Raw genomic sequence first — 25686 nt, 5'->3', positions numbered from 1 at the left:
GTAAAAAGTATTAATGTATTAACGATGCACAATTTTAGAGATTTAGAAGTTTGGACAAAATCAATGAAACTTTGTAAAATATTTTACTTGGCTTCTAACAATTTCCCAAAGGACGAAATGTTTGGATTGACTTCACAATCAAGGAGAAGTTTATATTCAATTCCGTCTAACATCGCTGAAGGTGCTGGTCGAGATACAAATGCTCAATTTTCTCATTTTCTGAATATTGCTTTAGGTTCATCATTCGAATTTGAAACACAAATATTAATTGCTAATGATTTGGGATTCTTTCAAAACGATGATTTTAATATCATTTATTCTGAAATCAAACATATTCAAAATATGTTGGCAAAATTGAAGCAAAAATTCAATCATTAATACATTTTACCAGTACAAAAAATCATTAATACATTTTACATTAATACGTAAATACAACAAAAACAATGGAAGCATATATAGTAACAGGATACAGAACAGCAGTTGGTAAAGCGCCGAAAGGTTCTTTGCGTTTTACACGCCCGGATGATATGGCGGCGACTGTAATAGAACGTCTGATGAAGGATGTTCCAAATCTTGACCCAGCTCGCATCGACGATTTGATTGTCGGTTGTGCAATGCCGGAAGCAGAACAAGGACTTAATGTCGCAAGACTCATTTCATTAATGGGATTAGATACAGACAAAGTTCCTGGTGTAACAGTCAACAGATATTGCGCATCAGGCTCAGAATCGATTGCGATTGCTGCAGCGAAAATCAAAGCTGGAATGGCAGAATGTATCATCGCTGGTGGTGCAGAAAGTATGTCTTATATCCCAATGGGAGGTTACAAACCAATCCCAGATACAGATTTAGCAAAATCAAATCCCGATTATTATTGGGGAATGGGATTGACAGCAGAAGCGGTTGCTAATGAATTCAAAGTGGGTCGTGAAGAACAAGACCAGTTTGCTTACAACTCTCATCAAAAAGCAATGAAAGCCATCCAAGAAGGAAAATTTGAAAATCAGATTGTTCCGATTGATGTGAAATATAATTTCCTTGATGAAAAAGAAAAAATTCAGACCAAAGAATATGCATTCAAGCAAGACGAAGGTCCAAGAGCTGATACTTCAATCGAAGCTTTGGCAAAATTGCGCCCTGTTTTTGCAGCGAATGGTTCTGTAACAGCTGGTAATTCTTCTCAAACTTCTGACGGTGCGGCATTCACAATGGTAATGTCCGAAAGAATGGTCAAAGAATTAAACCTAACACCAGTGGCGAGACTTCTCTCCTATTCTACGGTTGGAGTTCCACCAAGAATTATGGGAATTGGACCAATGTATGCCATTCCGAAAGCTTTGGAACAGGCAGGTCTTAAACAATCGAATATCGATTTATTTGAATTGAATGAAGCCTTTGCTTCTCAATCCGTTGCCATTTTAAGAGAATTGAACATCAATCCTGAAATTGTAAACGTAAACGGTGGCGCAATCGCACTTGGACATCCACTTGGCTGTACTGGAACTAAACTGACGGTTCAACTTCTTGACGAAATGAAACGCAGACAAAGCAAATACGGCGTTGTGACAATGTGCGTTGGAACTGGTCAAGGCGCAGCGAGTGTTTTCGAATTATTGTAAACTAAAAATCCAAAAAAAATATGTCAATTGAAACTAAAACATTAGACGGCGGCGAATTTCTTGTAAAGGAAATCACTGCAAACGAAATATTTTCCATCGAGGAACTTTCCGAAGAACAAAAGATGCTTCGCGATTCTGCCAAGGAATTCATAGATAAAGAAGTCGTTCCGAATAAGGAAAGATTCGAGAAAAAAGATTATGCTTACACGGAAGAAGTAATGCGTAAAATCGGGGAAATGGGATTCTTGGGAATCGCTGTTCCGGAAGCTTACGGCGGTTTGGGAATGGGATTCGTGACTACAATGCTGGCTTGCGATTACATCTCCGGAACGACCGGTTCATTGGCAACGGCTTATGGCGCGCACACAGGAATCGGAACACTTCCTATCTTGCTATACGGAACTGAAGAACAAAAGCAGAAATATCTTCCAGATTTGGCTGCGGGAACTAAATTCGGAGCGTATTGTTTGACTGAGCCTGATGCAGGTTCTGATGCCAACAGCGGAAAAACAAGAGCAAAACTTTCCGAAGACGGAAAACATTACATCATCAACGGACAAAAAATGTGGATTTCCAATGCGGGATTTGCCGATACGTTCACTTTGTTCGCTAAGATTGATGATGATAAAAACATCACCGGATTCGTCATCAACCGTTCTGAATTGGAAAATCCGGAAAGTCTGACTTTCGGAGAAGAAGAACACAAATTGGGAATCCGTGCGTCTTCTACGCGTCAGGTTTTCTTCAATGATATGAAAATTCCTGTTGAGAACCTTTTGGGCGAAAGAAACAATGGTTTCAAAATCGCTCTTAATGCACTTAACGTTGGTCGTATCAAATTGGCTGCTGCTTGTCTGGATGCACAAAGAAGAATCCTTAATTATTCTTTGAATTATTCTACGGAGAGAAAGCAATTTGGGGTTTCTATCAATACATTTGGAGCAATTCGTAAGAAATTGGCAGAGATGGCAACGGGCGCTTTCGTGAGTGAAGCTGGTTCTTACAGAGCGGCAAAAAATGTGGAAGACAAAATCGAAGAATTGGTTGCTGGCGGAATGAACCACGAGCAGGCGGAACTGAAAGGTGTGGAAGAATTCGCGGTTGAATGTTCTATCCTGAAGGTTTTCGTGTCGGATTTAGCACAGCATACAGCAGATGAAGGCATCCAAATCTACGGTGGAATGGGATTCTCAGAAGATACACCTATGGAATCTGCTTGGAGAGATTCAAGGATTTCCAGAATCTACGAAGGGACCAATGAAATCAACAGACTTTTAGCAGTTGGGATGTTAATCAAACGTGCGATGCAAGGCAAAATCGATTTGCTAACACCTGCGAAAAACGTCGCTAAAGAATTGATGAGCATTCCGTCTTTTGACATTCCTGATTATTCAGAATATATGTCTGAGGAAAAAGAAGTGATTAAGAATTTGAAGAAAGTATTCTTGATGGTTTCCGGTTCTGCGCTTCAAAAATATATGATGGACATCGAGAAGCAGCAGCATTTGCTACTAAACGCTTCCGAAATCCTGAACCAAATCTATATGGCAGAATCAGCAATTCTGAGAGCGGAGAAACATTTCTCAACAGATTCTGTAGAAGCAGCAATGGCAAGATTGAATCTTTACAAAGCTGTTGAAATCATCACAACCAACGCCAAAGAAGGTATCGTTTCTTTCTCAGAAGGCGACGAGCAAAGAATGATGTTAGCTGGTTTAAGACGTTTTACTAAATACGTGAACACACCAAATCCAATTGCTTTGACAGAAAAAGTTGCCGCTCATTTTATCGAGAAAGGTTCTTACTAAATAATCAATTTAATTATAACCAAAACTGCCTCAGAGATTTCTGAGGCAGTTTTATTTTATTATTTTTCGTCCATTAATTTTTGACCTAAATAACCAATGATGTAAAATGTAAAAATAGAAATAACTAAGAATATGATTTGAAAAATATATAATGTTAGATTGAAATCATTACTTAGTAAATTTATAATTAAGATAACAATAGAGGGAATTAAACCAAACGATATAATACTTGTAATTATCAATGCAACTAATTGCCATCTAAATTTTCTTTTAGAATTGGAAATACCAGAAGAGAATTTTACTATAGATTGACCAAATAGAATTATTGCCATCATAACCCACTCTGTGTTATAAAAAATGAGTTCAGACTGATTTTGATACAATCTAACAATTGCAATAACAATAAGAGGTAAAATTGTGAATATAATTTCAGATGTTAAAACATAAAAAATATTTCTTTCTAATTTCATTAGTTTTTGATTATTCCTAAAATTTTTATAATTTCTGTCTTTTCTGATATTAGGTAGCCATTCCTATTGTATTTAAAATTTTGTTTAATTTTTACTTTTAAAGAATCTCCTGGAACAACAATTTCTTGACCATTTTTAAATTTTTCAAGCCAATCCTCATCTAAAATTTTTATTTTAATTGATTTATTTCCGTGCTTAAATTCCCATTGAGAATCGCCTAAAAAATCTGGTTTTTTGATTTTATAAAATGCAATAGAATCATTATTTATTTCTTCAGCTGTTAATGCTTTCTCAACATCTTCAATATTGATTTTTGCTATATTATTGGTTAATTCTTCTGAAGAATTTTGATTATTACTAAAAATTAATTTTTCATTCTCAGATAATTTGTTTGTAGTTTCTGAAATATTATTAAGGCTTTTTGCAAGTTCTAAAATATCTGGACTACCATAATTAAAGGTTGTATCAAGTTCTTCTTCTTTTGCTATAACTTCAATATCAGATGAAAGCTTATCTAAATCTTCAACACTACTTTTACCGTTTTGTAGAAATTCTAAAGCTTTACTTCTAGATTTATCTATAAAAACTGAAACTTTTTTAGGGTCTTCTAAATCATCTAATTTATCTTCTTCATTAATTATCAATTCATCCCATAATTTTGCAATTAGTGAACCTTTTTCAATATCGTTAAGGAACATCTTAGTTGACACGCTAGTATTTATACACTTAGCAAGTACTGTATCCAAAGACCTGATATCTTCTATAATTTCAGCAAATGACCTAAATAATCTACTCGGATTTTCAGTGTTTTTATCAAATTCCAATTTGATTTCAAATTCACTTATTACTGTTTTTTTCATCTTAAAAATCAAATATTTTGTAAAACTCCAAAGTGTTCATAAAAATATACTAACTTAAGAAAAAAATCAAAACAAACTCAATTGTATCCCATCATTCCCTTTCGGCGGCTTCGCATCACCAAAAACAGTTTTCCCACCAAATCGCCAGGAGTTTTGCTGCTCCTCTTCTATCACTTTTTCAAGATTAAAATCCGGCGTGAATTGCTCTTCGGTTCTCACAGCTATTTCGTGTAGTTTCTTAATCGCAAGATTCTTATCCGTATTACCCAACTTAGCTTTCTCGATTCCGGTTTTTAGGATAGAAATCGTTTCGTCATAAGTTTGGGTCGGAACAGGAAACGGATGACCGTCTTTTCCGCCGTGCGCAAAAGAAAAACGCGCAGGGTCCGTAAATCTGGAAGGCGCCCCGTGAATCACTTCACTCACCAAAGCCAAAGACTGCATCGTTCGTGGGCCAACGCCTTTCAGCATCAGCAAATCTTCAAAATTCTCAGGTTCATTTTCTCTTGCCAGCCAAAGAATATTACCGAGCTTTTTCATATCAACATCACTTGCCAAAACCTCGTGATGAGCCGGCAAAATCAACCGCTGGAAATCCTGCATCCACTTCTCGGAATCGGTTTTTGTGATGTCAACTATTCCGTTTCTGTTTTGTTCTGCTTCAGAAGATGTGAGGTTGAGAATATTTCCACGATTAACGCCAGAGATTCCAGTGTGAGGTTCATTGACAAAAGAAGTTACATTTTCCGACAGCCAATGGTAACGTCTCGCCGTTCCGTCAGAATCGTGCATCCCTTGCTGGACAACCGCCCAATTCCCTTGGTCAGACAAAATAAAATTATGCAGATAAAGCTGGTAACCATCTTGGATAGCCGTGTTATCAACCTTCGCAGACAACTTACTGCAACGTACCAATTCATCGCCATTCAACCCCGTCGAATCTGCAATTTTCAGCAATTCATTCGGTGCATCTTTGGAGAATTTTCCTTTTCCACCGGCAATATAAATTCCAAGAGATTTAGAATTCGGATTAATGGAACGTTTCAACGCACCCATCACAGAAGTCGTAATGCCTGAAGAATGCCAGTCCATTCCCATCACCGCTCCAAAACTCTGAAACCAAAATGGGTCGGCTAATCTTCGCAAGACTTCATCTTTTCCGTAATCTGCAAGAATCACTTCCACAATCGCAAGCCCAAGTCTGGCCATACGTTCGTATAGCCAAGGCGGAACCTGACCGTAATGAAGTGGCAAATCTGCAGTTCCGGAACGTTTCATTTTTTATATTTTAATCGCAAAGACGCAAATTTTATCTGGTAATTGAACTTTTCAAGACGCAAAACTTTGCGACTTTTATAATACAGTCATTTAAATTTCTTTTGCGTCTTTGCGATAATTTATTTCTCGAAAAATGCATTTAGATTTTCAAGATTCTTTTTATCGCTTCCTGCAAAAACTTCATTATCTGTGATGAAAACCGGACGTTTCAAAAAACTGTAATGGTCAAGAATCAATTTCCTAAAATCCTTTTCTTTCAGAGTATTCACATCAATTCCTCTTTCTTTAATTTGTGTCGATTTTTTGCTAAAAAGCGCTTCATAAGATTTTGATTTCTCATACATCTCTTCCAATTCGGCTTCTGTTACAGGTTGAGATTTTATTTCTCTCAGTTCCCAATCGGAAAGGTCAAGAGGCGTCATTATTTTCTTGTTGGTTCCGCAGGTTTTGAGATAGAATACTTTTTTCATTGTTGTTAAAGTCAAGAGATTTAAAAATAGAATTTGAGAATTACAAATTTAATGCAAATGTCAAAGGAATAAAACATAAATATTGAAGTTATAATCTAAAATTTCTTCCCTATTTTTGATACATAATAAGAATAAAATGGAAAACAAACCAGTGACGTTTCAGTTTATATCTGAACCAACAGACGTTAATTTTGGAGGCAATGTGCACGGCGGAAGCGTGATGAAATGGATAGACCAAGTAGGTTATGCCTGCGCCAGCAATTGGTCTGGAACGTATTGTGTAACAGTTTATGTCGGCGGAATCCGTTTTTATCAACCGATTAAAATCGGAGAAATTGTCAAATTAGAATCACATGTCATTTTCACAGGAAGCACAAGTATGCATATTGCTATTGATGTATTTTCCAGAAATGTAAAAGAGAAACAATTCGAGAAGAAAACACATTGTATTATCGTTTTTGTAGCAGTTGATGAAAATGGAAAAGCAATGGAAGTTCCGAAATGGATTCCTACTACGGAAAAGGAATTACAACTAGAACAATATGCTAAAAAACTAATGAATCTCAGAAAAGATATTGAAGACGAAATGAAACCTTTCCTTTGAAGAATTAATAATTTAAACAATTTATATTTAAGAATCAGCAATTCATATTAGTTATAAATTGAATAAAATTACTCAATTGATTTATTTTATAAACTTGACAATACATAATTTTGCCCCGGATTTATAAATTTATAAAATTGAACAAAAAAATTATCAGTTTATTAGCCTTATCATTAATGGTTAATATCAATGCACAAGTTTTCAATGCAGGTTTCGAGAATAATAATGGGACGCCGTTGTCTCAATTCAAAACAATCAATGCAGATGGATTAACGGTTCCAGAATGGGGACAAGTACAGGAATTCAACACAGAAGCTTGGATTCAGTTTTACGATGGTTATGATAACAAAATCGCTTTCAGTACCTCTTATTATGACCCTGAAGGTCAGGCAAACGATTGGTTGATTACACCAGCAATTACAATTCCTAACACTGGAACGCCAACACTTTACTGGAAAGGAAAATCTTACGATTTCGATTACACAGATTCTTATGCTGTAAAGGTTTCAGAAACTAATAACAATCAAGAATCTTTCACACCTCTTACACAGATTGATGCTGAACAACCTTTTGACTATGCATCTCATACTTTAGATTTGTCTGCTTACAAAGGAAAAACCATCTATCTTGCTTTTGTTAACAACACGAATAGCGGAACTTATTTGGCTTTGGATGATTTATATGTCAGTCAATCTGCTGATTGCGTTATGCCTTCATTAGACGGATTTTCAGTTTCAAATCTTAAACCAAATTCAGTAACAATTGATTGGTCGGCAACAAGCGGAATTAATAGTTATGATACAGGATTGACGACTTTTGACACATCAGTTTCTTCAAAAGGAATTACTTCTTCTACAACTAAGAGTTTTGATAATTTAGAAGCAGGAAAAAGATACCAGTTCTTTTTGAAAAATGCGGATTGTGGTTCTGGTTGGGCTGGACCAAAATCAGTTTGGACACCTACAGAATTACCTTATTCTTATGATTTCGAAAAAACGGTTGAGAATTACGGCGAATATGATTCTGATGGTTGGGCTTCCACAACTTGGTTGATGGGAGATAATCAATCTGTTGCACAAAACGGAAGTGGTTACGCTTATAACAATACGAGCACTTCTGCTGCTGGAAAAAATGACTGGATTTTCTCTTATCCAATCTATTTGAAAAATGGAGAAACGGTTACAGCAAAATATTATACATCAATAGGAAACGAATCTGCTGAACCAGCTACTTTGAAAGTGGCTGTAGCAAGTGCGCCGGACAAAAGTAATATCACTGTAAATCTAAGCACCCAAACTGTTTCTCAACAAATTTATACAGAGCATACAGTTAGTTACACTGCAACAGCTGACCAAGTTTACTATATTGGATTCGGAAATACGACGCCAAAAGTTACGACAACTACAGCTTTGAGATTGGATAATATCAGTTTCTCAAAAAGCAATTTGGCTGTGAATGATGTTAACAAAACCAACATCAAAGTTTTTCCTAATCCTGTTGTTGACCAGTTGAATATCAAAACAGACGAGACAGTCAAATCGGTTCAAGTCTATTCTTTAGACGGAAAATTGCTTAAAACACTTAACGGAAATACGACCACAGTTGATTTTAAAAATTATCCAAAAGGTTCTTATTTGGTGAAGATTGAAACCAACAAATCAACGACTTCTCAAAAAGTTATAAAATAAGTTGAGAAAAATAGTTGCAGAATTAAAAATCATTTCTAAATTTGCTGTAATGAAAACAATGAACAATAACTGGTGGTGGCTTTCAAACTCTTTGTCGGGTCTGAAAGGATTATCGGTGTTCTAAAATTCTGAACTAACTATAACTCAATCATAATAAGACTTCGACATTTTTTGTTGAAGTCTTTTTTTATTAATGACTTTGACAAGCTTTAATAAAAATGAAAATTATTTAAAATGAACTTGGAAAACATCATCAATATAAAAACCGTTGTCAAATCTCAATTAGCAGATTTGTTCACGCCAATCGGGATTTACCTTCGCCTTCGCGACCAGTTTCGTGATACAATTCTTCTGGAAAGTGCAGGAAATCAGAACTCTGAAAATTCATTTTCTTTCATCTGTGTCAACGCCATTGCCGGAATTGAAATCCGAAATTACAACGAAGCTGAACTGAAATTTCCACTTGAAAATCCTCAGAAAATCAATCTAGAAAAAGAGAAATTGTCTGATTTGATGCAGGAATTCTCCAATTGCTTCAAATCTGAAAAACCAAACCACGAGATTGGAAAGCAAGCACAAGGATTTTTCGGATATACGAGTTATGATGCGATTCCGTTTTTTGAAAATATTAAATTCAAGGAACAATCGGAAGAAAATAAAATCCCGTTGATGCGTTATCGCCTTTATCAATATGTGATTGCCATCAATCATCACAACGACGAAATGTTCTTGATTGAAAATAAAATCAATGGATTGAAATCAGAACTTTCAACATTGGAAAGTATTATCAATCAAAAAAATGCACCAGTTTTCCCTTTCGAGATTACTTCAGAAGAAACTTCAAATCTAACCGATGCAGAATATCTGGAATCTGTAGAATTTGCTAAAAAACATTGTTTCCGTGGTGATGTTTTTCAATTGGTTTTGAGCAGAAGATTTGAACAGAAATTCCAAGGTGATGAGTTCAATGTGTATCGTGCTTTACGAAATATCAATCCTTCTCCTTACTTATTTTTCTTCGATTATGGTGATTATAAATTGATGGGTTCAAGTCCGGAAAGTCAACTGATTATCAAAAACGGAAAAGCTATTATTCATCCGATTGCAGGAACTTTCAAAAGAACAGGAAACGTTGAAAAAGATTTGGAATCCGCAGAAGAGCTCAAAAAAGACCCGAAAGAAAATGCAGAACACACGATGTTGGTAGATTTGGCAAGAAACGATTTGAGCATTCACGGGAAAAATACAACGGTTTCCAAACTGAAGGAAATTCATTTTTTCTCACACGTGATTCATATGGTTTCTGAAGTCGTAACCGATGTTAAAGAAGACCAAAATCCATACGAAATGATTGCAACAACTTTCCCACAAGGCACTTTGAGTGGTGCTCCAAAATACCGCGCAATGCAGTTAATTGACGAGCACGAGAAAACTTCCAGAAGTTATTACGCAGGTTGCATTGGGTTTGTCGGCTTCGACGGCAGTTGCAATCAAGCCATTATGATTCGAACTTTCCTGAGTAAAAACAATACTTTATTTTACCAGGCCGGCGCTGGAATCACAGCGAAATCGTTTGCAGAAAGTGAACTTCAGGAAGTCAATAACAAATTAGGTGCTTTGAAAAAAGCAATCATTAAAGCAGAAAAATTATGAAAATATTAGTCTTCGATAACTACGACAGTTTCACCTATAATCTCGTTCAAATCATAGAACAAATTGTTGGCGAAAAAGTAGATGTTTACAGAAATGACCAAATTCCTTTGGAGGAAATCGAAAAATACGACAAAATCATTCTTTCTCCAGGTCCCGGAATTCCGGAAGAAGCAGGAATTTTGTTAGATGTGATTAAAAAATATGCATCAACAAAATCCATATTTGGAGTTTGTCTTGGCCAGCAAGCGATTGCGGAAGCTTTCGGTGGAAGTTTGATTAACCTCTCCGAAATCTATCACGGCGTTGCCACAGAATCGATTCAAACCAATCCGCACAAAATTTTCAATAATCTTCCCGAAACTTTAGAAGTTGGTAGATACCATTCTTGGGCTGTAAATCCTGATGATTTCCCTGCCGAATTAGAAATCACAAGCGTTGACAGAAACGGAATGATTATGAGTTTGAAACATAAAACCTACGATGTTCACGCCGTTCAATATCATCCGGAAAGTATCTTGACACCCGATGGTAAAAAGATTTTGGACAATTTTTTAACTCAATAATTTCTGTTTTAATGAATCATTTATTAGAAAAAGATTTGAAAAACCTCGAGAATCTTTTGCAAAAGGTCAAAGAACAAGGTTTATCATATTTGGAAAATATTTCTGAAAGACCAACGCAGTTGAATCATCAGTTGCCAAAAGAAATTCCATTCATAGAAAATGGACAAGGCTCAGAGGAAGCTTTCAAGATTTTTAAGGAGCGTTTGGAGCCTCTGATGGTCGCTTCTTCGGGACCCCGATATTGGGGGTTTGTCACTGGTGGCACCACTCCAGCGTCGATTATGGGCGATTGGCTGACCAGTATTTATGACCAAAATACGCAAGCTTTGAACGGCGCTGGAGACATTTCCGGACAAATCGAAATGGAAACAATCGAGATGCTTTTAGATTTTTTCGAATTGCCAAAAGATTATCTGGGCGGATTTGTGAGCGGTGCAACAATGTCCAATTTCACTTGCCTTGCTGTTGCCAGACAATGGATTGGTAAACAATTGGGCAAGGATTTTGCGAAAGATGGAATCACCGAAAAAATCAATATTTTGTCAGCCGTTCCACATTCGTCTTCCGTGAAATCCCTTTCTATGCTAGGAATTGGAAGCAATAATATCACAAAAATTAAAATCCAAAACGGAAATAGAGAATGTGTCGACATCAATGATTTGGAAGAAAAAATTCAGCAATTGAATGGCAATCCTTTCATTTTAATTTCCAGTGCAGGAACAGTAAACACAGTTGATTATGATGATTTCGAAGCCATTTCAAAACTGAGAGAAAAATATAATTTTTGGTGGCATATCGACGGTGCTTTTGGTGCATTTGCAATATGTTCAGACCATCAAAAACATTATCTGAAAGGTTGGGATAATGCGGACAGCATTACGATAGACAATCATAAATGGATGAATGTTCCTTACGAAAACGCTACTTTTTTCATTAAGGAAAAACATAAATTAGAGCAAGTTGAAACCTTCCAAAATTCCAGTGCGCCATATCTTGGCGACCTGATGGAAAAGTTTAGTTATCTCAATTTTCTGCCTGAAAATTCCAGAAGACTGAAAGCGCTTCCGGTTTGGTTTTCGCTGATGGCTTACGGGAAAGATGGTTTCAAAGAAATTGTTGAGAGCAACATCAATTTATCTCAATATTTCGGACAACTTTTGAAAAACGACGACGATTTTGAATTGCTTGCGCCTGTCAGATTGAACACCGTTTGTTTTACTTTGAAAAATCAAGATTCGGAACAAGTTTTACAATTTTTGGATCAATTAAATAAAACTCAAAAAGTATTTCTCACGCCAACGTTTTATGACGGAAAACAAGCCGTCAGAAGTGCTTTAGTCAATTGGAGAACAGAAAAATCCGATGTCGATTTGGTTTTCAGTTTAATGAAAGACTTGCTAAAAAATTAGAAAAATGAAAGAAATCCTACAATATCTTTTCAATCACCAAACTTTGACGAAAGCTGAAGCCAAAGCGATTCTGATTGAAATTTCACAAAATAAATTCAACGAAAGCGAGGTCATTTCCTTCATCACCGTTTTCCTGATGCGCACGATTACGCTGGAAGAACTCACAGGTTTCCGAGAAGCATTACTTCAATTAGCAAAACCTATCGATTTGGGAACGAACGACTTGGTTGATATTGTCGGAACTGGTGGCGATGGAAAAAACACTTTTAATATTTCAACCTTGGCTAGTTTCATCGTTGCCGGAACTGGACAGAAGGTGGCTAAGCAAGGTAATTACGGTGCATCTTCAATTTCTGGTTCGTCCAATGTTTTGGAAGAATTAGGCTACAAATTCAAAGATAATTCCGAAGATTTGAAAGCCGATTTGGAAAAAGGAAACATCTGTTTTCTTCACGCACCGCTGTTTCATCCCGCTTTGAAATCCGTTGCGCCTTTCAGAAAGCAGCTAGGTTTGAAAACTTTTTTCAATCTTTTGGGACCGCTAGTCAATCCTGCACGTCCCGATTTTACGATGATTGGCGTGGCAAATCTCGAAATTGCGAGAGTTTATCAATATCTTTTGCAAAAACAAAAAAGCGAGTTTATGCTCGTTCACGCTTTAGATGGTTATGACGAAATTTCTTTGACAGGCGACACTAAAACTTTCAATAAATCTGGCGAAAAAATATATTCCGCAGAAGATTTGAAATTCAAAAATATCGCTCCAGAAAGTATTTTCGGAGGCAATACGAAAGAAGAAGCTTCAAAAATTTTCCTCCAAATTCTCCAGGGAAAAGGAACCGAAGAGCAAAATTCCGTCGTTCTTGCAAATGCTTCCATCGCTTTGGAAAATACTGGAAAGTTTAGAAATTATGACGATTGTTTAGCTTTGGCAAAGGAAAGTTTGGAAAGTGGAAAAGCATTACAGAGTTTAAAAAATATTATTAATTAAACCAAAATTAAACCAAACCTTCAAGGTTTCTAAAACCTTGAAGGTTCAATAATAAGGATATGAACATCTTAGATAGAATCATCGAACGAAAAAAACAGGAAGTTGCAGAAGCAAAATCCAAAATTCCTGTTGAACAACTGAAAGATTCAGAGTTTTTTGGCAGACCAACTTTTTCATTAAAAGAAACCATCAAAACAAAATCCGGAATCATTACGGAATTTAAAAGACAATCACCAAGCAAGGGCATTATCAACGATAAAGTTTCACCTTTAGATGTTGTTTCTGCTTACGAAAAATTCGGAGCAAGTGCGATTTCCATTTTGACAGATAAAGATTTTTTCGGTGGAAGTTTTGAGGATATTTTGAGTGTCAGAAATCACATTAATATTCCGATTTTAAAAAAAGATTTTATGGTTGATGAATATCAGTTTTACGAAGCCAAATCAATTGGAGCAGACGTAATTTTATTGATTGCTGCTTGCCTTTCTCCGACTCAGGTTTCAGAATTTACAGAATTGGCCCATTCTCTCAATCTCGAAGTTTTGTTGGAAATTCATTCCGAAGAAGAACTAAAGCATATCAACAAAAATGTCGATTTCGTAGGAATCAATAACAGAAATTTGAAAGATTTCAAAGTGGATCTGCAACATTCCGTAGATTTGAAAAACCAGCTTCCAAACGATATTTTGTCAGTCGCAGAAAGCGGAATTTACAACGAAGAAGATTTTAAATTCCTGAAAGAAAAAGGTTTCGACGGGTTTTTGATGGGCGAATACTTTATGAAGAATGAAAATCCGGGACAAAAATTTGGGAAATTCATTCAAGAAGTTGGAAATTAAGTTTTAGAGATGAAATATCAATTAAAGGTTTGTGGATTAACAAAACTCAATCAGATTAAAGAATTGGTTGAGTTGAAAGTTGACTTTCTGGGATTTATCTTTTATGAAAAATCTCCGAGATATGTTCTGAATCAGTTGAGTTTGGAGCAGATTTCAGAAATCAATCATCAGAGAAAAGTTGGTATTTTCGTGAATGAAAGCATTAAGGGAATTTCTGAAATAGCTTCGGAAGCTCAACTTGATATAATTCAGTTACACGGTGATGAAGATGAAAAATATATAAAGCTATTAAGGCAAATGATAGGTGAAAACGTTAAAATTATCAAAGTCATTAGAATAGGAAATCAAACATCAGAAGAATTAAAAAAAACCATCAACCAACAACCGACAACAATCAACTATCTTTTGTTTGACACAGATTCCAAAGCATTTGGCGGAACAGGCAAAACCTTTGATTGGAATATTTTAAATGATATCGAAATTCCAATTCCTTATTTTTTAAGTGGCGGAATCTCATTAGAAAACTTCAATCAACTGACAACTATCAACCATCAACCAACTGCACTCGATATTAACTCAAAATTTGAAATCGAAGCTGGAAATAAAGATTTAGAAAAAGTAAAAGTATTTTTATCATTAATAAAAAATGAAGCATCATCAATATAAAAATAAAATAGTCTGGACAGGAAACACCGGCGAATCCACGAAAAACTATCGTTCTTATCAAAGGAATTATACAATTTCTGTCGATGGAAAAGCTGATATTTTGGGCTCATCCGACCCTGCGTTTTTAGGAAATCCAGGACTTCATAATCCTGAAGATTTGCTGTTAGCTTCGGTTTCTTCGTGTCATTTGTTGTGGTATCTTCATCTTTGTTCTTTGAACAAAATTCTGGTTTTGGAATATGAAGATTTTGCAGAAGGAACAATGATTGAAAATGAAAACGGAAGTGGGAAATTCAGTGAAATTATATTGAAACCAAGGATTGTTGTTGCTGAAAAAGAAATGATTGAAAAAGCGGTTGAACTTCATCAGAAAGCGAATGAATATTGTTTCATTGCCAATTCTTTGAACTTTGAAGTGAAGCATCATCCAGATATAACAGCAAAATAAATTGGGAAATGCAATATTCTATTAAACGCTCAAAAGACTTATCAGATAACGAAATCGAGTTAATTTTAAAATCCTGGGAAATAGAAGATTGGCTTGATTTAGATTCTTCGAGTTTCAAAATGAAATTTGAAAATTCTGAATTTCATTTTTTAGAAAACGATGACAGAATTGTTTCGCTGGCAAGAATCAATTTTGATTTTAAACTAGAAATACAAGAGAATCTACAAAGTTTTGCTGAACTTGTCGGATTGGTTTCTGTAGAAAAAACAAAAGGATACGGCAGTTTTTTGCTTAATAAAATGATGACCAATTTAAAAGAGAGAGAAATTGAAACCATAGGATTTTGTAAATTGGAATTAAGACCATTTTATGAAAGGAATGATATCCAAATCCTTTATGGAAATGGAATTTTCATAACAGAATTTGATAATAATAAATGGATAGATTCCGATGACGATGATATTTTAATCATCAAGACTTCCGAAGAAAACATCAATATATTGCGAAGTCTGAATGAACAGAATAAAGCAATTTTAGTATAACGACTTAGAAAAATTTAAGAATAAATGAACTTTCAAAACCCAGATAAAAACGGTTACTACGGCGATTTCGGCGGTGCTTTCATCCCCGAAATGCTTTATCCGAACGTTGCCGAATTACAGGAAAAATATTTACAAATCATCGAGTCAGAAGAATTCCAAAATGAATTTCAGGATTTGTTGAAGAACTATGTTGGGCGTGCTACTCCACTCTATTTTGCTAAAAATCTGAGCGAAAAATATCAGACTCAAATTTTTCTGAAAAGAGAAGATTTGAATCATACCGGAGCGCATAAAATCAATAACGCTTTGGGACAGGCTTTGCTCGCTAAAAAATTAGGAAAACACAGAATTATTGCAGAAACAGGAGCCGGACAACACGGTGTTGCAACGGCAACTGCCTGCGCCTTGCTTGGTTTGGAATGCATCGTTTATATGGGCGAAATCGATATTCAAAGACAAGCGCCAAACGTTGCCCGAATGAAAATGTTGGGAGCGACTGTAATTCCAGCAACTTCAGGTTCAAAAACCTTAAAAGACGCTGTGAATGAAGCTTTGCGAGACTGGATAAATAATCCTTCCACAACGCACTATATTATCGGAAGTGTAGTTGGCCCACACCCATTTCCAGATTTGGTAGCTAGATTTCAATCAATTATTTCAAAAGAAATCAAAGAGCAATTGAATGAAAAAATAGGAAGAGAAAATCCTGATTATGTGATTGCCTGTGTTGGTGGCGGAAGTAATGCGGCAGGAACTTTTTATCACTATGTAAATGAAGACAATGTGAAAATCATTGCAGCGGAAGCGGGCGGTTTAGGTGTTGATTCAGGGAAATCTGCTGCTACTACTTTTCTTGGAACTTTAGGAATTCTGCACGGAAGTCAAAGTCTTGTAATGCAAACCGAAGATGGACAAGTCATTGAACCACATTCGATTTCTGCAGGTTTGGATTATCCTGGGATTGGTCCAATGCACGCCAATCTTTTTAATCAACAAAGAGCAGAATTTTTCAGTATTAATGATGATGAAGCTTTGAAATCAGCTTTTGAACTGACAAAAATCGAAGGCATTATTCCGGCTTTGGAAAGTGCGCACGCTTTGGCTGTGTTCGACAAAAAGAAGTTTGAGAAAAATGATATTGTCGTGATTTGTCTCAGTGGACGCGGTGACAAAGATATGGAAACTTATTTGAAACATCTTTAAATCTGTAAAATGTAAAACGTATTAATGCATTTATGATTCTCAATCGTCAATACATTTTACGTGAATACTTTAATACATAAAACAAAATGAAAAAACTAAACATATATTTCACAGCCGGAATTCCAACTTTGCAAGACACGGGAAAAATCGCTAAACTGATTCAGGAATCTGGGGCTGATATGATGGAAATCGGGATTCCTTATTCTGACCCTGTCGCAGATGGACCTGTGATTCAGGAGGCTCATTCTCTGGCATTGAAAAACGGAATGTCCATCAAAAAGCTATTCGAACAATTGGCAGAAATCAAAGAATCTGTTATGATTCCGAAGATATTGATGGGTTATCTGAATCCTGTTCTTCAGTTCGGATTCGAGAACTTTTGTAAGAAATGTGCAGAAGTCGGTATTTCCGGTTTGATTATTCCGGATTTGCCACCGGTTGCATTTGAACAATACGGTAAAATCCTGAAAAAACACAACCTGAATTTCACATTTCTGGTAACGCCCGAAACTTCGGAAGAACGCATCCAATATCTGGATTCTTTGAGTTCCGGGTTTTTATACGCCGTGAGTTCCTCTTCCACAACAGGAAACGACAATGCTTTTCTCAAGAACGAAAATTATCTGGACAGATTAGCTTCTTTAGAATTGAAAAACCCTGTTTTCATCGGGTTTGGAATCAAGAGTAAAGAAGATTTTGAGAATGTAACAGAAAAAGCACAAGGCGGCATTATCGGAACTGCCTTTGTGAAGATTCTGCTGGAAAATCAGGATTGGGAAGAGAAAGCAGAAAGCTTTATCAGAAGTTTGAAAAATTAATAAAAAACAGTCTTACTTCGGAAGTAAGACTGTTTTTGTTATTAAAAGAAATATTGGTTCAGTTCTTCAACAAAACTATTCTCAGAAGGACTCCATCCTAATTTTCCCCTGGTCTGTAAATTTGTTGCCGGACAATCTTCCTGCACAAAGTAAGTCATCCAAGTGAAATATTCTGGTGCTTCTTCTAGAGATAATGATTTTACAGGAATATCAAGTTTTTCACCAATCAGTTCTGCAAATTCTTTCATTGACAATGGTTTATCATTATTAACGGCATTATACCTCGCTCCAGTTTCTCCTCTTTCAAGTGCTAAACGAAATATCTTTGCAGCATCCGCACGATGAACAGCCGGCCAAACATTATTACCCTCACCAATATAAGCTGCTAATCCTTTAGACTTCGCTAACTCAGTAATCATCACTCCAAAACCTCCTTTAAAACCCAATTCAGAATTACCATAAACACTCGGGGAAAGACGGACAATAGATGCTTTAACGCCATATTCTGATAAATCCACAAAAGCTTTTTCAGAAAATCTGATTGATTCTGCCGGCGCTTTACTTTCTTCTGTGATTTTCCCGTCGATAAGTGGAAGTCCCAAGGTTCCGCCTGTTACCACAATTGGTTTATCGGTTCCTTTCAAAACTTCTCCCATTGCTTCGATTGCTTTTTGGTCTTTGAGTGCATTACTCTGATAATCAGAAAAATCGTGGATAAAAGCCGTATGAATAACGCCATCCGCCTCTCTTGCTCCTTTTTGCAGAATATCTAGACTTTCCAAATCTCCCATCAAAACTTCTGCTCCGGCTTCTCGGATGGATTTTGCAGATTCTTCCGAGCGAGCTAAACCTACTACCTGATGACCATTTGCTAATAATTCTTTTACAACTGCTGAGCCTACAAATCCTGAAGCTCCTGTTACAAATACTTTCATATTCTTAAATTTTGTTTGTTAATTTCTAATACAAATTTAGTAGTGAAAGCATCTCAAAAACGAGGTCATTTGACACAATTTTTATATTAATCCAATAAAAAGAATTAATTTTAAATATAATTTCAGTTTAGAAAATGTCAGAGATTCTTAAAAATTACTTTCAGAGAGTTTTACCCGATTTTACAGAAGAAAAGTTCAATTTCATCTTATATAAAAGTCAACTGATAAAACTCCAGCGTAAAGAGATTGTTTGTAAACAAGGCGAAGTTTGTAATTTGAAAATCTTTGTTGCCAAAGGACTTTTGCGGAATTATTCAATCTCTGAAGATGGCAATGAACATATTCTTCAGTTTGTGAACGAAATGTCCTGGACCACCGACCCCGAAAGTTTCTACAATAATTCGCCTTCAAAACTCAATATCGAAGCAATGGAAGCTTCGGAAATCTTCGCTTTCAATCTAGAAGATTTTGCGGAACTAAGAGAACAAATCTCTGAACTTAATATTTTTGTAGAAAACATCCTGACAAGAAAATCGATGGAAATCCATAAAAGGCTTTTGATGAATATCAGTAGCAGTCCGGAAGAAAAATACCTGGATTTCATCAACACTTATCCTGATATCTTCAATCGTGTTCCTCTGCATATGGTTGCTTCCTATTTGGGACTTTCCAGGGAAACCTTGTCGCGTGTCCGAAGAAATATTTTAAAAACTGTTTTGTAAACATTAAGGATATACATAAAAATTCTCACAGATTTAGCTAATTGAACAAATTCTATCATCTGCTCAATTAGCTAAATCTGCGAGAGATAAAAACCAAATAAAAAAGAGCTTCAAAATTTTGAAACTCTTTTTTGTTTTTTTTTAATCTCTTTCGAATATCGTCGAAAATGCCGAAGTGACCAGCGACAGCAAAATACTAAAAAGCAGCGCCCACCAGAAGCCATCCACTTGCATACTTCCCATTACGTATGCGGCTAGAAGTATGATCAATGCATTGATGACGAATGAAAACAGGCCAAGCGTCAGAATCGTGATCGGTAATGATAAAATCGATAAAATCGGTTTGACAATCAGATTCAGAAGTCCTAGAACGATAGCAAAAATAATGGTAGAACCAAAGCTGTCAAAGTGTACTCCTGAAAGGATCTTACTAAGCAAAAATGCTGAAATGGCTGTTATCAGCAAACGGATAATAAAGTTCATAGTTTATAATTTAATTGGTTAGACAATCTCATTCAAAAATCAGACCTATTATTTGTATCGCTTATAGACTTTTACCTCATTATACTGCAGATCCTTCTCTTTCTCCAGTTTGTCAGGAATCAGTATACCCGAAAGATGATCTATCTCATGCTGGAAAATCACGGCGGTAAAACCTTCCACCATTTCGTCGTGCTTCTTATTATCAAGGTCATAATACTCCAGACGGATGCTGTAACTTCTGTAGAAAGCATCTCGGAAGTTCTCTATGGAAAGGTCGCCTTCCGGTCCTTTGTTCATAAGTTCCGAACGCCAAACAATTTTCGGATTGATAAAATATTCTACGGGAAGTCCTGTTTTATCAAAGCGTTGAACCAAAACCACTCTCCTATTGATTCCGACCTGTGGCGCAGCAATCCCTACACCTCCGCCTGTTCCAGCCAAAGCCAATCTCATTCTGTCTATCAAAAACGGCAAAGTTTTATCCTTTGGCGAGATATCTTCTGATTGATTTAGCAAAACCTTGTGTTGCTCCTCGGTATCCGTCTGGTAGATTGGCAAGGCTGACTTCACATCGCCCGCCAAGATGAGTTCTTTTTCGTCCTTAGAAAACTTTTGGGAAGATCCGAGGAAACCTATCAGAAGTAATAAAAGGAAAGTGAAATTTCGCATAATTCAATTTTAAAATCAAAGATAATAGTTTGGGCACCTTTATCCACGCTCCGTTCCCAATCTTTTTTGCAGAACGTTCCGAATCAATAGAAATTGAGCACAAACAAAAAGGATTTCCACTCAACTCGGAGTGCGCTTCGCCCGATAGAAAGTGAGAAATTACTACAAAGATTTAAGTAAAATCGAAGCTGTTTCAAAGCTCAAAAATGCCCTTCGCCAAGTCCGATGGATAGTACATTTGCAGATGGCATCAAAAACAACTTGATGTTTTACTAAAAAGGTCAAGTTGTTTTAGTGAAAAGGTCTTGATGTTTTTAGTAAAACATACGGACGTTTTTGAGATTTAATCAAAGTAAACAAAAACGTTCCTCAGGAATAATCCTTGAGGAACGCAAATAATAGAGAGAAAAATGTAACAACTATAACTCAAATTAATTCTGAGATTCTTAACTCTTAATCTATCACTTCATTTTTTCTTCTATTGAAAATCCAGAAGATAATCGGGAAAATAAGAAGCGTAAGAACTGTTGCAGTAATCAATCCTCCAATAATCACAATCGCCAGAGGTTTCTGAGATTCGGAACCGATCCCTGTAGACAACGCTGCAGGAAGCAAACCGATAGATGCCATCAAAGCGGTCATTACAACTGGTCTGGTTCTTACTTTTACACCTTCCATTATGGATGTATCGAGAGATAAACCGTTCTTGACATTCTGATGGAATTCTGAAATCAGAATCACACCATTCTGGATACAGATCCCGATCAAGGCAATCATCCCTACTCCGGCAGAAATCCCGAAGTTCATATGCGTCAAATGCAGTGCGATGATAGCGCCAATCAAGGCAAAAGGCACATTGGCCAAAACCAAAAGAGAATCTTTCATATTTCCAAAAAGGATAAACAATAGGAAGAAGATCCCGAGAATACTGATAGGAACTACCTGCGCCAATCGGTTGGTTGCTCTTTGCTGATTCTCAAACTGTCCTGTCCACCCAATCGAGTAACCGTCCGGCAATTTGATCTTTTTAACTTTCTTCTGAGCATCGGCAATCGTTCCGCCTAAATCTCTGTCCCTAATCGAAAACTTAACCCCAATGTATCGTTTGATATCATCCCGATAAATAAATGCTGCTCCATTCTCTTTCTCAATCGTACTGATTTCCTTCAACGGAATCTTCGCACCATCCTGAGTCGGAACCATCAGAGAAGCAATATCTTCTTCGTTCTTTCTGTAATCTTCTGCATAACGCAGCCTGATTGGAAATTTTCTCTCACCATCGAACATTTCTGATGCTGTTTTTCCACCAAAGGCCATTTCCAAAACCGCCTGAGCATCAGCAGGTAAAACACCGTAAGCTGCCATTTTGTTTCTGTCCAAAACCACACTTATCTCAGGCTGACCAATATTTTTGATAATTCCCGGTTCTTTCACGCCTTCCACATCTTTGATGGATGCCAGAACTTCTTCTGCCAGCCTATCAAGTGTATGAAGATTATCACCATAGATTTTGATTCCGTTTTCTGCTTTGAAGCCGGCAACAGCTTCCGCAACGTTATCGGAAATCGGCTGAGAGTAATTGAATGTGATTCCCTGATAATTCTTCAGTTTTTTATCAATCTCTTCCACCAGTTCATCATAAGTGATCTTACGTTTCCACTCTTCCCGTGGTTTCAGGCTTACTGCAAACTGCACAAATCCAAATCCATTCGGGTCGGTTCCGTCATTACTCCTACCCGTTTGTGCCAGAACGCCCGTCACTTCTGAGAAGCTCATAATATCTTTTTTGAGAACATCCGCCGTTTTCAAAGATTCTTTAAGTGATGAACTCATCGGCATTTCTGCAGTAATCCAGAGTGAGCCTTCATTCAACTGAGGGAGGAATTCGGTTCCGAGGAATTTGGCCGAGAATAATGTTATGACTAAAACAACTGTTGAAACCAGCAAACTGATTTTCTTATTTCTGAAAGTGAATTTGAAACCTTTCATTACATATTTGTCCCAGAAATTTACAAAAGGATTGTTTTTTTCACGCACATTCTTTTTCAATAGTAAATGCGACATTACGGGAACCAAAGTCAATGTGAATATCAATGCACCCAATAATGCAAATCCTAATGTAAATGCCAATGGCGAGAACATTTTACCTTCTACTTTCTGAAAAGAAAATATCGGTAATAATGAGGTAATGATAATCAATTTTGAGAAGAAAATCGCTTTTCCGAGTCCTGTTCCGGTTTGTTTTATCCAACCTGCTTTTGCCATTTTGTTGAAGCGTTCCATCCCATATTTATGCGCTTTGTGGTCAAGCATTACAAATAATCCCTCAACCATTACGACGGCACCGTCTATGATAATCCCGAAATCTATTGCTCCTAATGACAATAAGTTGGCGCTCATTCCCGCCATCCTCAGACAGAAAAATGCGAACAATAATGACAATGGAATGATGATGGAAACAATCAAAGTCGTTCGCCAGTCTGCCATAAAAATAAGGACAATCACGGTTACCAAAATGATACCTTCTAAAAGGTTATGCATCACAGTTTTTGTCGTGAAATCCATAAGGTTTTGACGGTCGTAGAAGGTTTTCATCTTTACATCTTTGGGAAGAATCTTGTTGTTCAGCTCATCGATTTTAGCTTTCACCGCCAAAAGAACTTCCTGGGCATTCTCGCCTTTTCGCATTACCACGATTCCTTCAACCGTATCTTTTTCATTATCCAATGAAGCCTGACCAACTCTTGGCAAAGAACCTTCGTGAACATCGGCTACATATTTAACCAAAATCGGGTTGCCGCCGTCACTGTGAACGGTAATATTTTCTATATCTGAAATTGATTTGACCAGACCAATCCCACGAACAACATAAGCTTGTCCACTCTTCTCGATGACATCACCACCGACATTCAGGTTGCTGTTGGTTACGGCTTCTAAAACTTCACTTGGTGTAAGATTATATTTGTCTAATTTTCTTGGGTCGATGCTCAATTCAAATACTTTATCCTGACCTCCGAAAACATTGATGTCCGCAACGCCGGGAACACTTCGAAGCGCTCGGTCAACCACCCAAGTTTGCAAAGTTAAAAGGTCTCTGGAATCTCGGTCTTTACTTTCCAGCGTGTATCGGAAAATCTCTCCTGTTGGACCATAAGGTGGCTGAACTTCCGGGTCGATACCTTCTGGCAAACTTACCGTTCGCAACTGGTTGTTGACCATATTTCGGGCAAAGATGTCATCCACGCCATCTTCGAATAAAATCTTGACAATGGAAAGTCCAAACATCGTGGTACTCCGGACGCTGGTCTTTTTCTGAACCGGACTCATTGCCAGTTCAATCGGTGTGGTGACGAAACGTTCTACTTCCTCTGCGCTGCGCCCGTTCCATTGGGTAATGATGACGATTTGGGTATTGGTGACATCAGGAAATGCTTCAATCGGCATATTCTTGAAACTGATGAATCCTGCAACCGCCAAAATCGCTACCCAAATGAATGTGAAGGCTTTGTTTTTGAGTGAGAATGCTATGATATTTTTGATGAATTTGTTCATACGTTTTGATTTAATTGGGTGTTATTGTGAATTTGAACACAAAGCACACAAAGATTTTTTATTAAACTAACTGCTTCTGAGGTTCACAAAGGCGCTTACGCTTATAAAAGTTCTTTATAACGTATCCAATTATTTTAAATTGAATTGCAATTGCGTGAGGGCGGAGCAAATTGTCGGAGCTCTTTTTGTTTTCTGTAAAAATATCCTTCGAGAACTTCAGGATGACAAACAAAAAAGCGGCTGTGCGCAGACCGATTCCGCTTGTCCGACCTAGTCGGGACAAAGGGGCACGCCCAAAATTTAGTTATTCAAAGAGCGGTAAATCAATAATTGATTGGTAGTGACGATACTGTCACCCTCGGCAACGCCTTCGGAAATGTAAGTCGTTTCTGAATTTTGTTTCAAAATCTTGATTTCTTTGACCTTGATGTCGGTCTGTGATTTGTAAACCACGACGAAGTATCGGTTGTCGTCAAAAATCACAGCTTTGGAAGGAATGGCGAGAGCCGTTGCATTTTCTGCTGATGAAACCCGAATTGTCGCCTTGCTGTCCGGAATCAACAAACCTTGTGAGTTGTCCAAAACTACTCTCGCCTGCATAGCATTGGTATCCGGGTCTATGATTTTGAAAATCTTGTCAATCTGTCCGTAAAACACTTTGTCCGGATATGACAATGTGGAAACCTGGGCTTTCATTCCGAGATTGATTTTATCGATATCCGCTTCGTTCACGTTCATTATTGCCCAAACATTTCGAGTATTGGCGACATCGAAAATATTCTCGCTTCTGTCGCTTCTCAGCTCCATATCCTTATTGATATCCTTGTGGACGATGTAACCATTGATTGGTGAAATCACACTGTAAATATTACCACGCTTGACGTTGTAAACGGTGCTGACATCGTTCGAACGGCGGAGTGCGTCTTTGGCTTTTTTGACTTCGCTTTCGGCTTCCAGAACGTCTTTTTCGGTGTTCAATTTTCCAGCATACATTTCTTTGGCAACACGAAGGTTGTTTTCTGCAACGGTCAAATCCGTTTTGGCATCGCTCACATCTTTCTGCACTTCCGCCAACTCGGTACTCCTGATTGTTGCCAAGACTTGACCTTTGGTCACGTAATCTCCCAATTCTACATTCACGCTCAGAACGTTACCGCCAACCAATGGAAAAATGTCGATGTATTTATTTTTATCTGCTGAGATTTTTCCGTAGAAACTGTATTCGTCCTCGATGAATTTTTTCTCAACTTTTGCGAATGTTGTAGATTTCAGCATCGTTTGGCTGAGCTCAAAACCTTTTGTTTCTTCTGGCTTTACTTCTTCTTGTTTGGAACAAGACAGCAGAACTGCTGAAAGGATAATTGGTGCAATTATTTTTTTCATTTCAAATTTCATT

The 25686-nt window shown here is 37.0% G+C and carries 25 protein-coding genes; 16 read left to right on the top strand and 9 right to left on the bottom strand.

Annotated elements, in window-relative coordinates; genetic code table 11:
- Window positions 1–24 precede the first annotated feature (24 nt).
- From RTX21_RS04815 to RTX21_RS04805, 3 genes are all read left to right on the top strand, one after another.
- Window positions 25–378, top strand: coding sequence for a four helix bundle protein (locus RTX21_RS04815; RefSeq protein WP_312765700.1), 354 nt, complete (start codon window positions 25–27; stop codon window positions 376–378).
- Window positions 379–443: 65 nt separating this feature from the next.
- Entirely contained in the window at window positions 444–1619 is a 1176-nt protein-coding gene (locus RTX21_RS04810; RefSeq protein WP_312765698.1) for an acetyl-CoA C-acyltransferase, read from the top strand.
- A 20-nt stretch (window positions 1620–1639) separates the two neighbouring features.
- Window positions 1640–3427 (top strand): acyl-CoA dehydrogenase family protein, encoded by a 1788-nt coding sequence (locus tag RTX21_RS04805; protein WP_312765697.1) that lies wholly within the window; start codon window positions 1640–1642, stop codon window positions 3425–3427.
- Between the two features lie 59 nt (window positions 3428–3486).
- Here the strand turns inward: RTX21_RS04805 and RTX21_RS04800 are convergent, their stop codons facing one another.
- The 4 genes from RTX21_RS04800 to RTX21_RS04785 form a co-directional block, all read right to left on the bottom strand.
- A complete protein-coding gene (locus tag RTX21_RS04800; protein ID WP_312765696.1) occupies window positions 3487–3897 on the bottom strand; it encodes a hypothetical protein in 411 nt (136 codons plus the stop codon).
- On the bottom strand, window positions 3897–4757 hold the full coding sequence (locus RTX21_RS04795) for a hypothetical protein (RefSeq protein ID WP_312765695.1): 861 nt from the start codon (window positions 4755–4757) through the stop codon (window positions 3897–3899). Before RTX21_RS04795 ends, RTX21_RS04800 begins: the two co-directional genes overlap by 1 nt.
- A gap of 66 nt (window positions 4758–4823) precedes the next feature.
- Window positions 4824–6035 carry a DUF763 domain-containing protein gene (locus tag RTX21_RS04790; RefSeq protein ID WP_312765694.1) on the bottom strand — a complete coding sequence of 404 codons (1212 nt, stop codon included), beginning with the start codon at window positions 6033–6035 and terminating at the stop codon, window positions 4824–4826.
- Window positions 6036–6154: 119 nt separating this feature from the next.
- Window positions 6155–6505, bottom strand: coding sequence for an ArsC/Spx/MgsR family protein (locus tag RTX21_RS04785; protein ID WP_312765693.1), 351 nt, complete (start codon window positions 6503–6505; stop codon window positions 6155–6157).
- A gap of 136 nt (window positions 6506–6641) precedes the next feature.
- Here RTX21_RS04785 and RTX21_RS04780 point away from each other — a divergent pair, with 136 nt between their 5' ends.
- From RTX21_RS04780 to trpA, 12 genes are all read left to right on the top strand, one after another.
- Window positions 6642–7109, top strand: a complete 468-nt coding sequence (locus RTX21_RS04780; RefSeq protein ID WP_089769095.1) for an acyl-CoA thioesterase — start codon at window positions 6642–6644, stop codon at window positions 7107–7109.
- Between the two features lie 137 nt (window positions 7110–7246).
- On the top strand, window positions 7247–8797 hold the full coding sequence (locus RTX21_RS04775) for a T9SS-dependent choice-of-anchor J family protein (protein ID WP_312765692.1): 1551 nt from the start codon (window positions 7247–7249) through the stop codon (window positions 8795–8797).
- Between the two features lie 234 nt (window positions 8798–9031).
- A complete protein-coding gene (locus RTX21_RS04770; protein ID WP_312765691.1) occupies window positions 9032–10450 on the top strand; it encodes an anthranilate synthase component I family protein in 1419 nt (472 codons plus the stop codon).
- Window positions 10447–11013, top strand: coding sequence for an aminodeoxychorismate/anthranilate synthase component II (locus RTX21_RS04765; RefSeq protein WP_312765690.1), 567 nt, complete (start codon window positions 10447–10449; stop codon window positions 11011–11013). The genes RTX21_RS04770 and RTX21_RS04765 overlap by 4 nt, the downstream gene beginning before the upstream one ends.
- 11 nt (window positions 11014–11024) lie before the next feature.
- Entirely contained in the window at window positions 11025–12422 is a 1398-nt protein-coding gene (locus tag RTX21_RS04760; protein ID WP_312765688.1) for a pyridoxal-dependent decarboxylase, read from the top strand.
- A 4-nt stretch (window positions 12423–12426) separates the two neighbouring features.
- Window positions 12427–13413 (top strand): anthranilate phosphoribosyltransferase, encoded by a 987-nt coding sequence (trpD, locus tag RTX21_RS04755; protein WP_312765687.1) that lies wholly within the window; start codon window positions 12427–12429, stop codon window positions 13411–13413.
- Between the two features lie 59 nt (window positions 13414–13472).
- On the top strand, window positions 13473–14252 hold the full coding sequence (gene trpC, locus RTX21_RS04750) for an indole-3-glycerol phosphate synthase TrpC (RefSeq protein WP_312765686.1): 780 nt from the start codon (window positions 13473–13475) through the stop codon (window positions 14250–14252).
- 9 nt (window positions 14253–14261) lie between these two features.
- Window positions 14262–14918, top strand: a complete 657-nt coding sequence (locus RTX21_RS04745; protein WP_312765684.1) for a phosphoribosylanthranilate isomerase — start codon at window positions 14262–14264, stop codon at window positions 14916–14918.
- Complete coding sequence (locus tag RTX21_RS04740) at window positions 14899–15366, top strand: OsmC family protein (protein ID WP_312765683.1); 468 nt, start codon at window positions 14899–14901, stop codon at window positions 15364–15366. The genes RTX21_RS04745 and RTX21_RS04740 overlap by 20 nt, the downstream gene beginning before the upstream one ends.
- Window positions 15367–15374: 8 nt before the next feature.
- Window positions 15375–15908 carry a hypothetical protein gene (locus tag RTX21_RS04735; RefSeq protein ID WP_312765682.1) on the top strand — a complete coding sequence of 178 codons (534 nt, stop codon included), beginning with the start codon at window positions 15375–15377 and terminating at the stop codon, window positions 15906–15908.
- A gap of 24 nt (window positions 15909–15932) precedes the next feature.
- Window positions 15933–17111, top strand: a complete 1179-nt coding sequence (gene trpB, locus RTX21_RS04730; protein WP_312765680.1) for a tryptophan synthase subunit beta — start codon at window positions 15933–15935, stop codon at window positions 17109–17111.
- 86 nt (window positions 17112–17197) lie between these two features.
- The gene (gene trpA / locus RTX21_RS04725) at window positions 17198–17929 is read left to right on the top strand and encodes a tryptophan synthase subunit alpha (protein WP_312765678.1); all 732 of its coding nucleotides are present in this window, start codon (window positions 17198–17200) and stop codon (window positions 17927–17929) included.
- 41 nt (window positions 17930–17970) lie between these two features.
- On the opposite strand, the gene RTX21_RS04720 is transcribed toward trpA, so the two are convergent.
- Entirely contained in the window at window positions 17971–18864 is an 894-nt protein-coding gene (locus RTX21_RS04720; RefSeq protein WP_312765677.1) for an SDR family oxidoreductase, read from the bottom strand.
- 134 nt (window positions 18865–18998) lie between these two features.
- Here RTX21_RS04720 and RTX21_RS04715 point away from each other — a divergent pair, with 134 nt between their 5' ends.
- Entirely contained in the window at window positions 18999–19586 is a 588-nt protein-coding gene (locus RTX21_RS04715) for a Crp/Fnr family transcriptional regulator (RefSeq protein ID WP_312765676.1), read from the top strand.
- 141 nt (window positions 19587–19727) lie between these two features.
- On the opposite strand, the gene RTX21_RS04710 is transcribed toward RTX21_RS04715, so the two are convergent.
- The 4 genes from RTX21_RS04710 to RTX21_RS04695 all read right to left on the bottom strand — a co-directional run bounded on the left by RTX21_RS04710 (window position 19728) and on the right by RTX21_RS04695 (window position 25673).
- On the bottom strand, window positions 19728–20069 hold the full coding sequence (locus RTX21_RS04710; protein ID WP_312765675.1) for a phage holin family protein: 342 nt from the start codon (window positions 20067–20069) through the stop codon (window positions 19728–19730).
- A 48-nt stretch (window positions 20070–20117) separates the two neighbouring features.
- Window positions 20118–20738, bottom strand: coding sequence for a peptide deformylase (locus RTX21_RS04705; RefSeq protein ID WP_312765673.1), 621 nt, complete (start codon window positions 20736–20738; stop codon window positions 20118–20120).
- A 453-nt stretch (window positions 20739–21191) separates the two neighbouring features.
- Window positions 21192–24290: a CusA/CzcA family heavy metal efflux RND transporter gene (locus RTX21_RS04700; RefSeq protein WP_312765671.1), complete on the bottom strand. Its 3099-nt coding sequence runs from the start codon at window positions 24288–24290 to the stop codon at window positions 21192–21194.
- Window positions 24291–24590: 300 nt separating this feature from the next.
- A complete protein-coding gene (locus tag RTX21_RS04695; protein WP_312765669.1) occupies window positions 24591–25673 on the bottom strand; it encodes an efflux RND transporter periplasmic adaptor subunit in 1083 nt (360 codons plus the stop codon).
- Between the last annotated feature and the right edge of the window lie 13 nt (window positions 25674–25686).

Source organism: Epilithonimonas sp. (assembly GCF_032054305.1).
Lineage (GTDB): Bacteria > Bacteroidota > Bacteroidia > Flavobacteriales > Weeksellaceae > Epilithonimonas.
The sequence above is the reverse complement of the archived record's forward strand: the minus strand, read 5'-3'. Positions and strand labels throughout refer to the sequence as shown.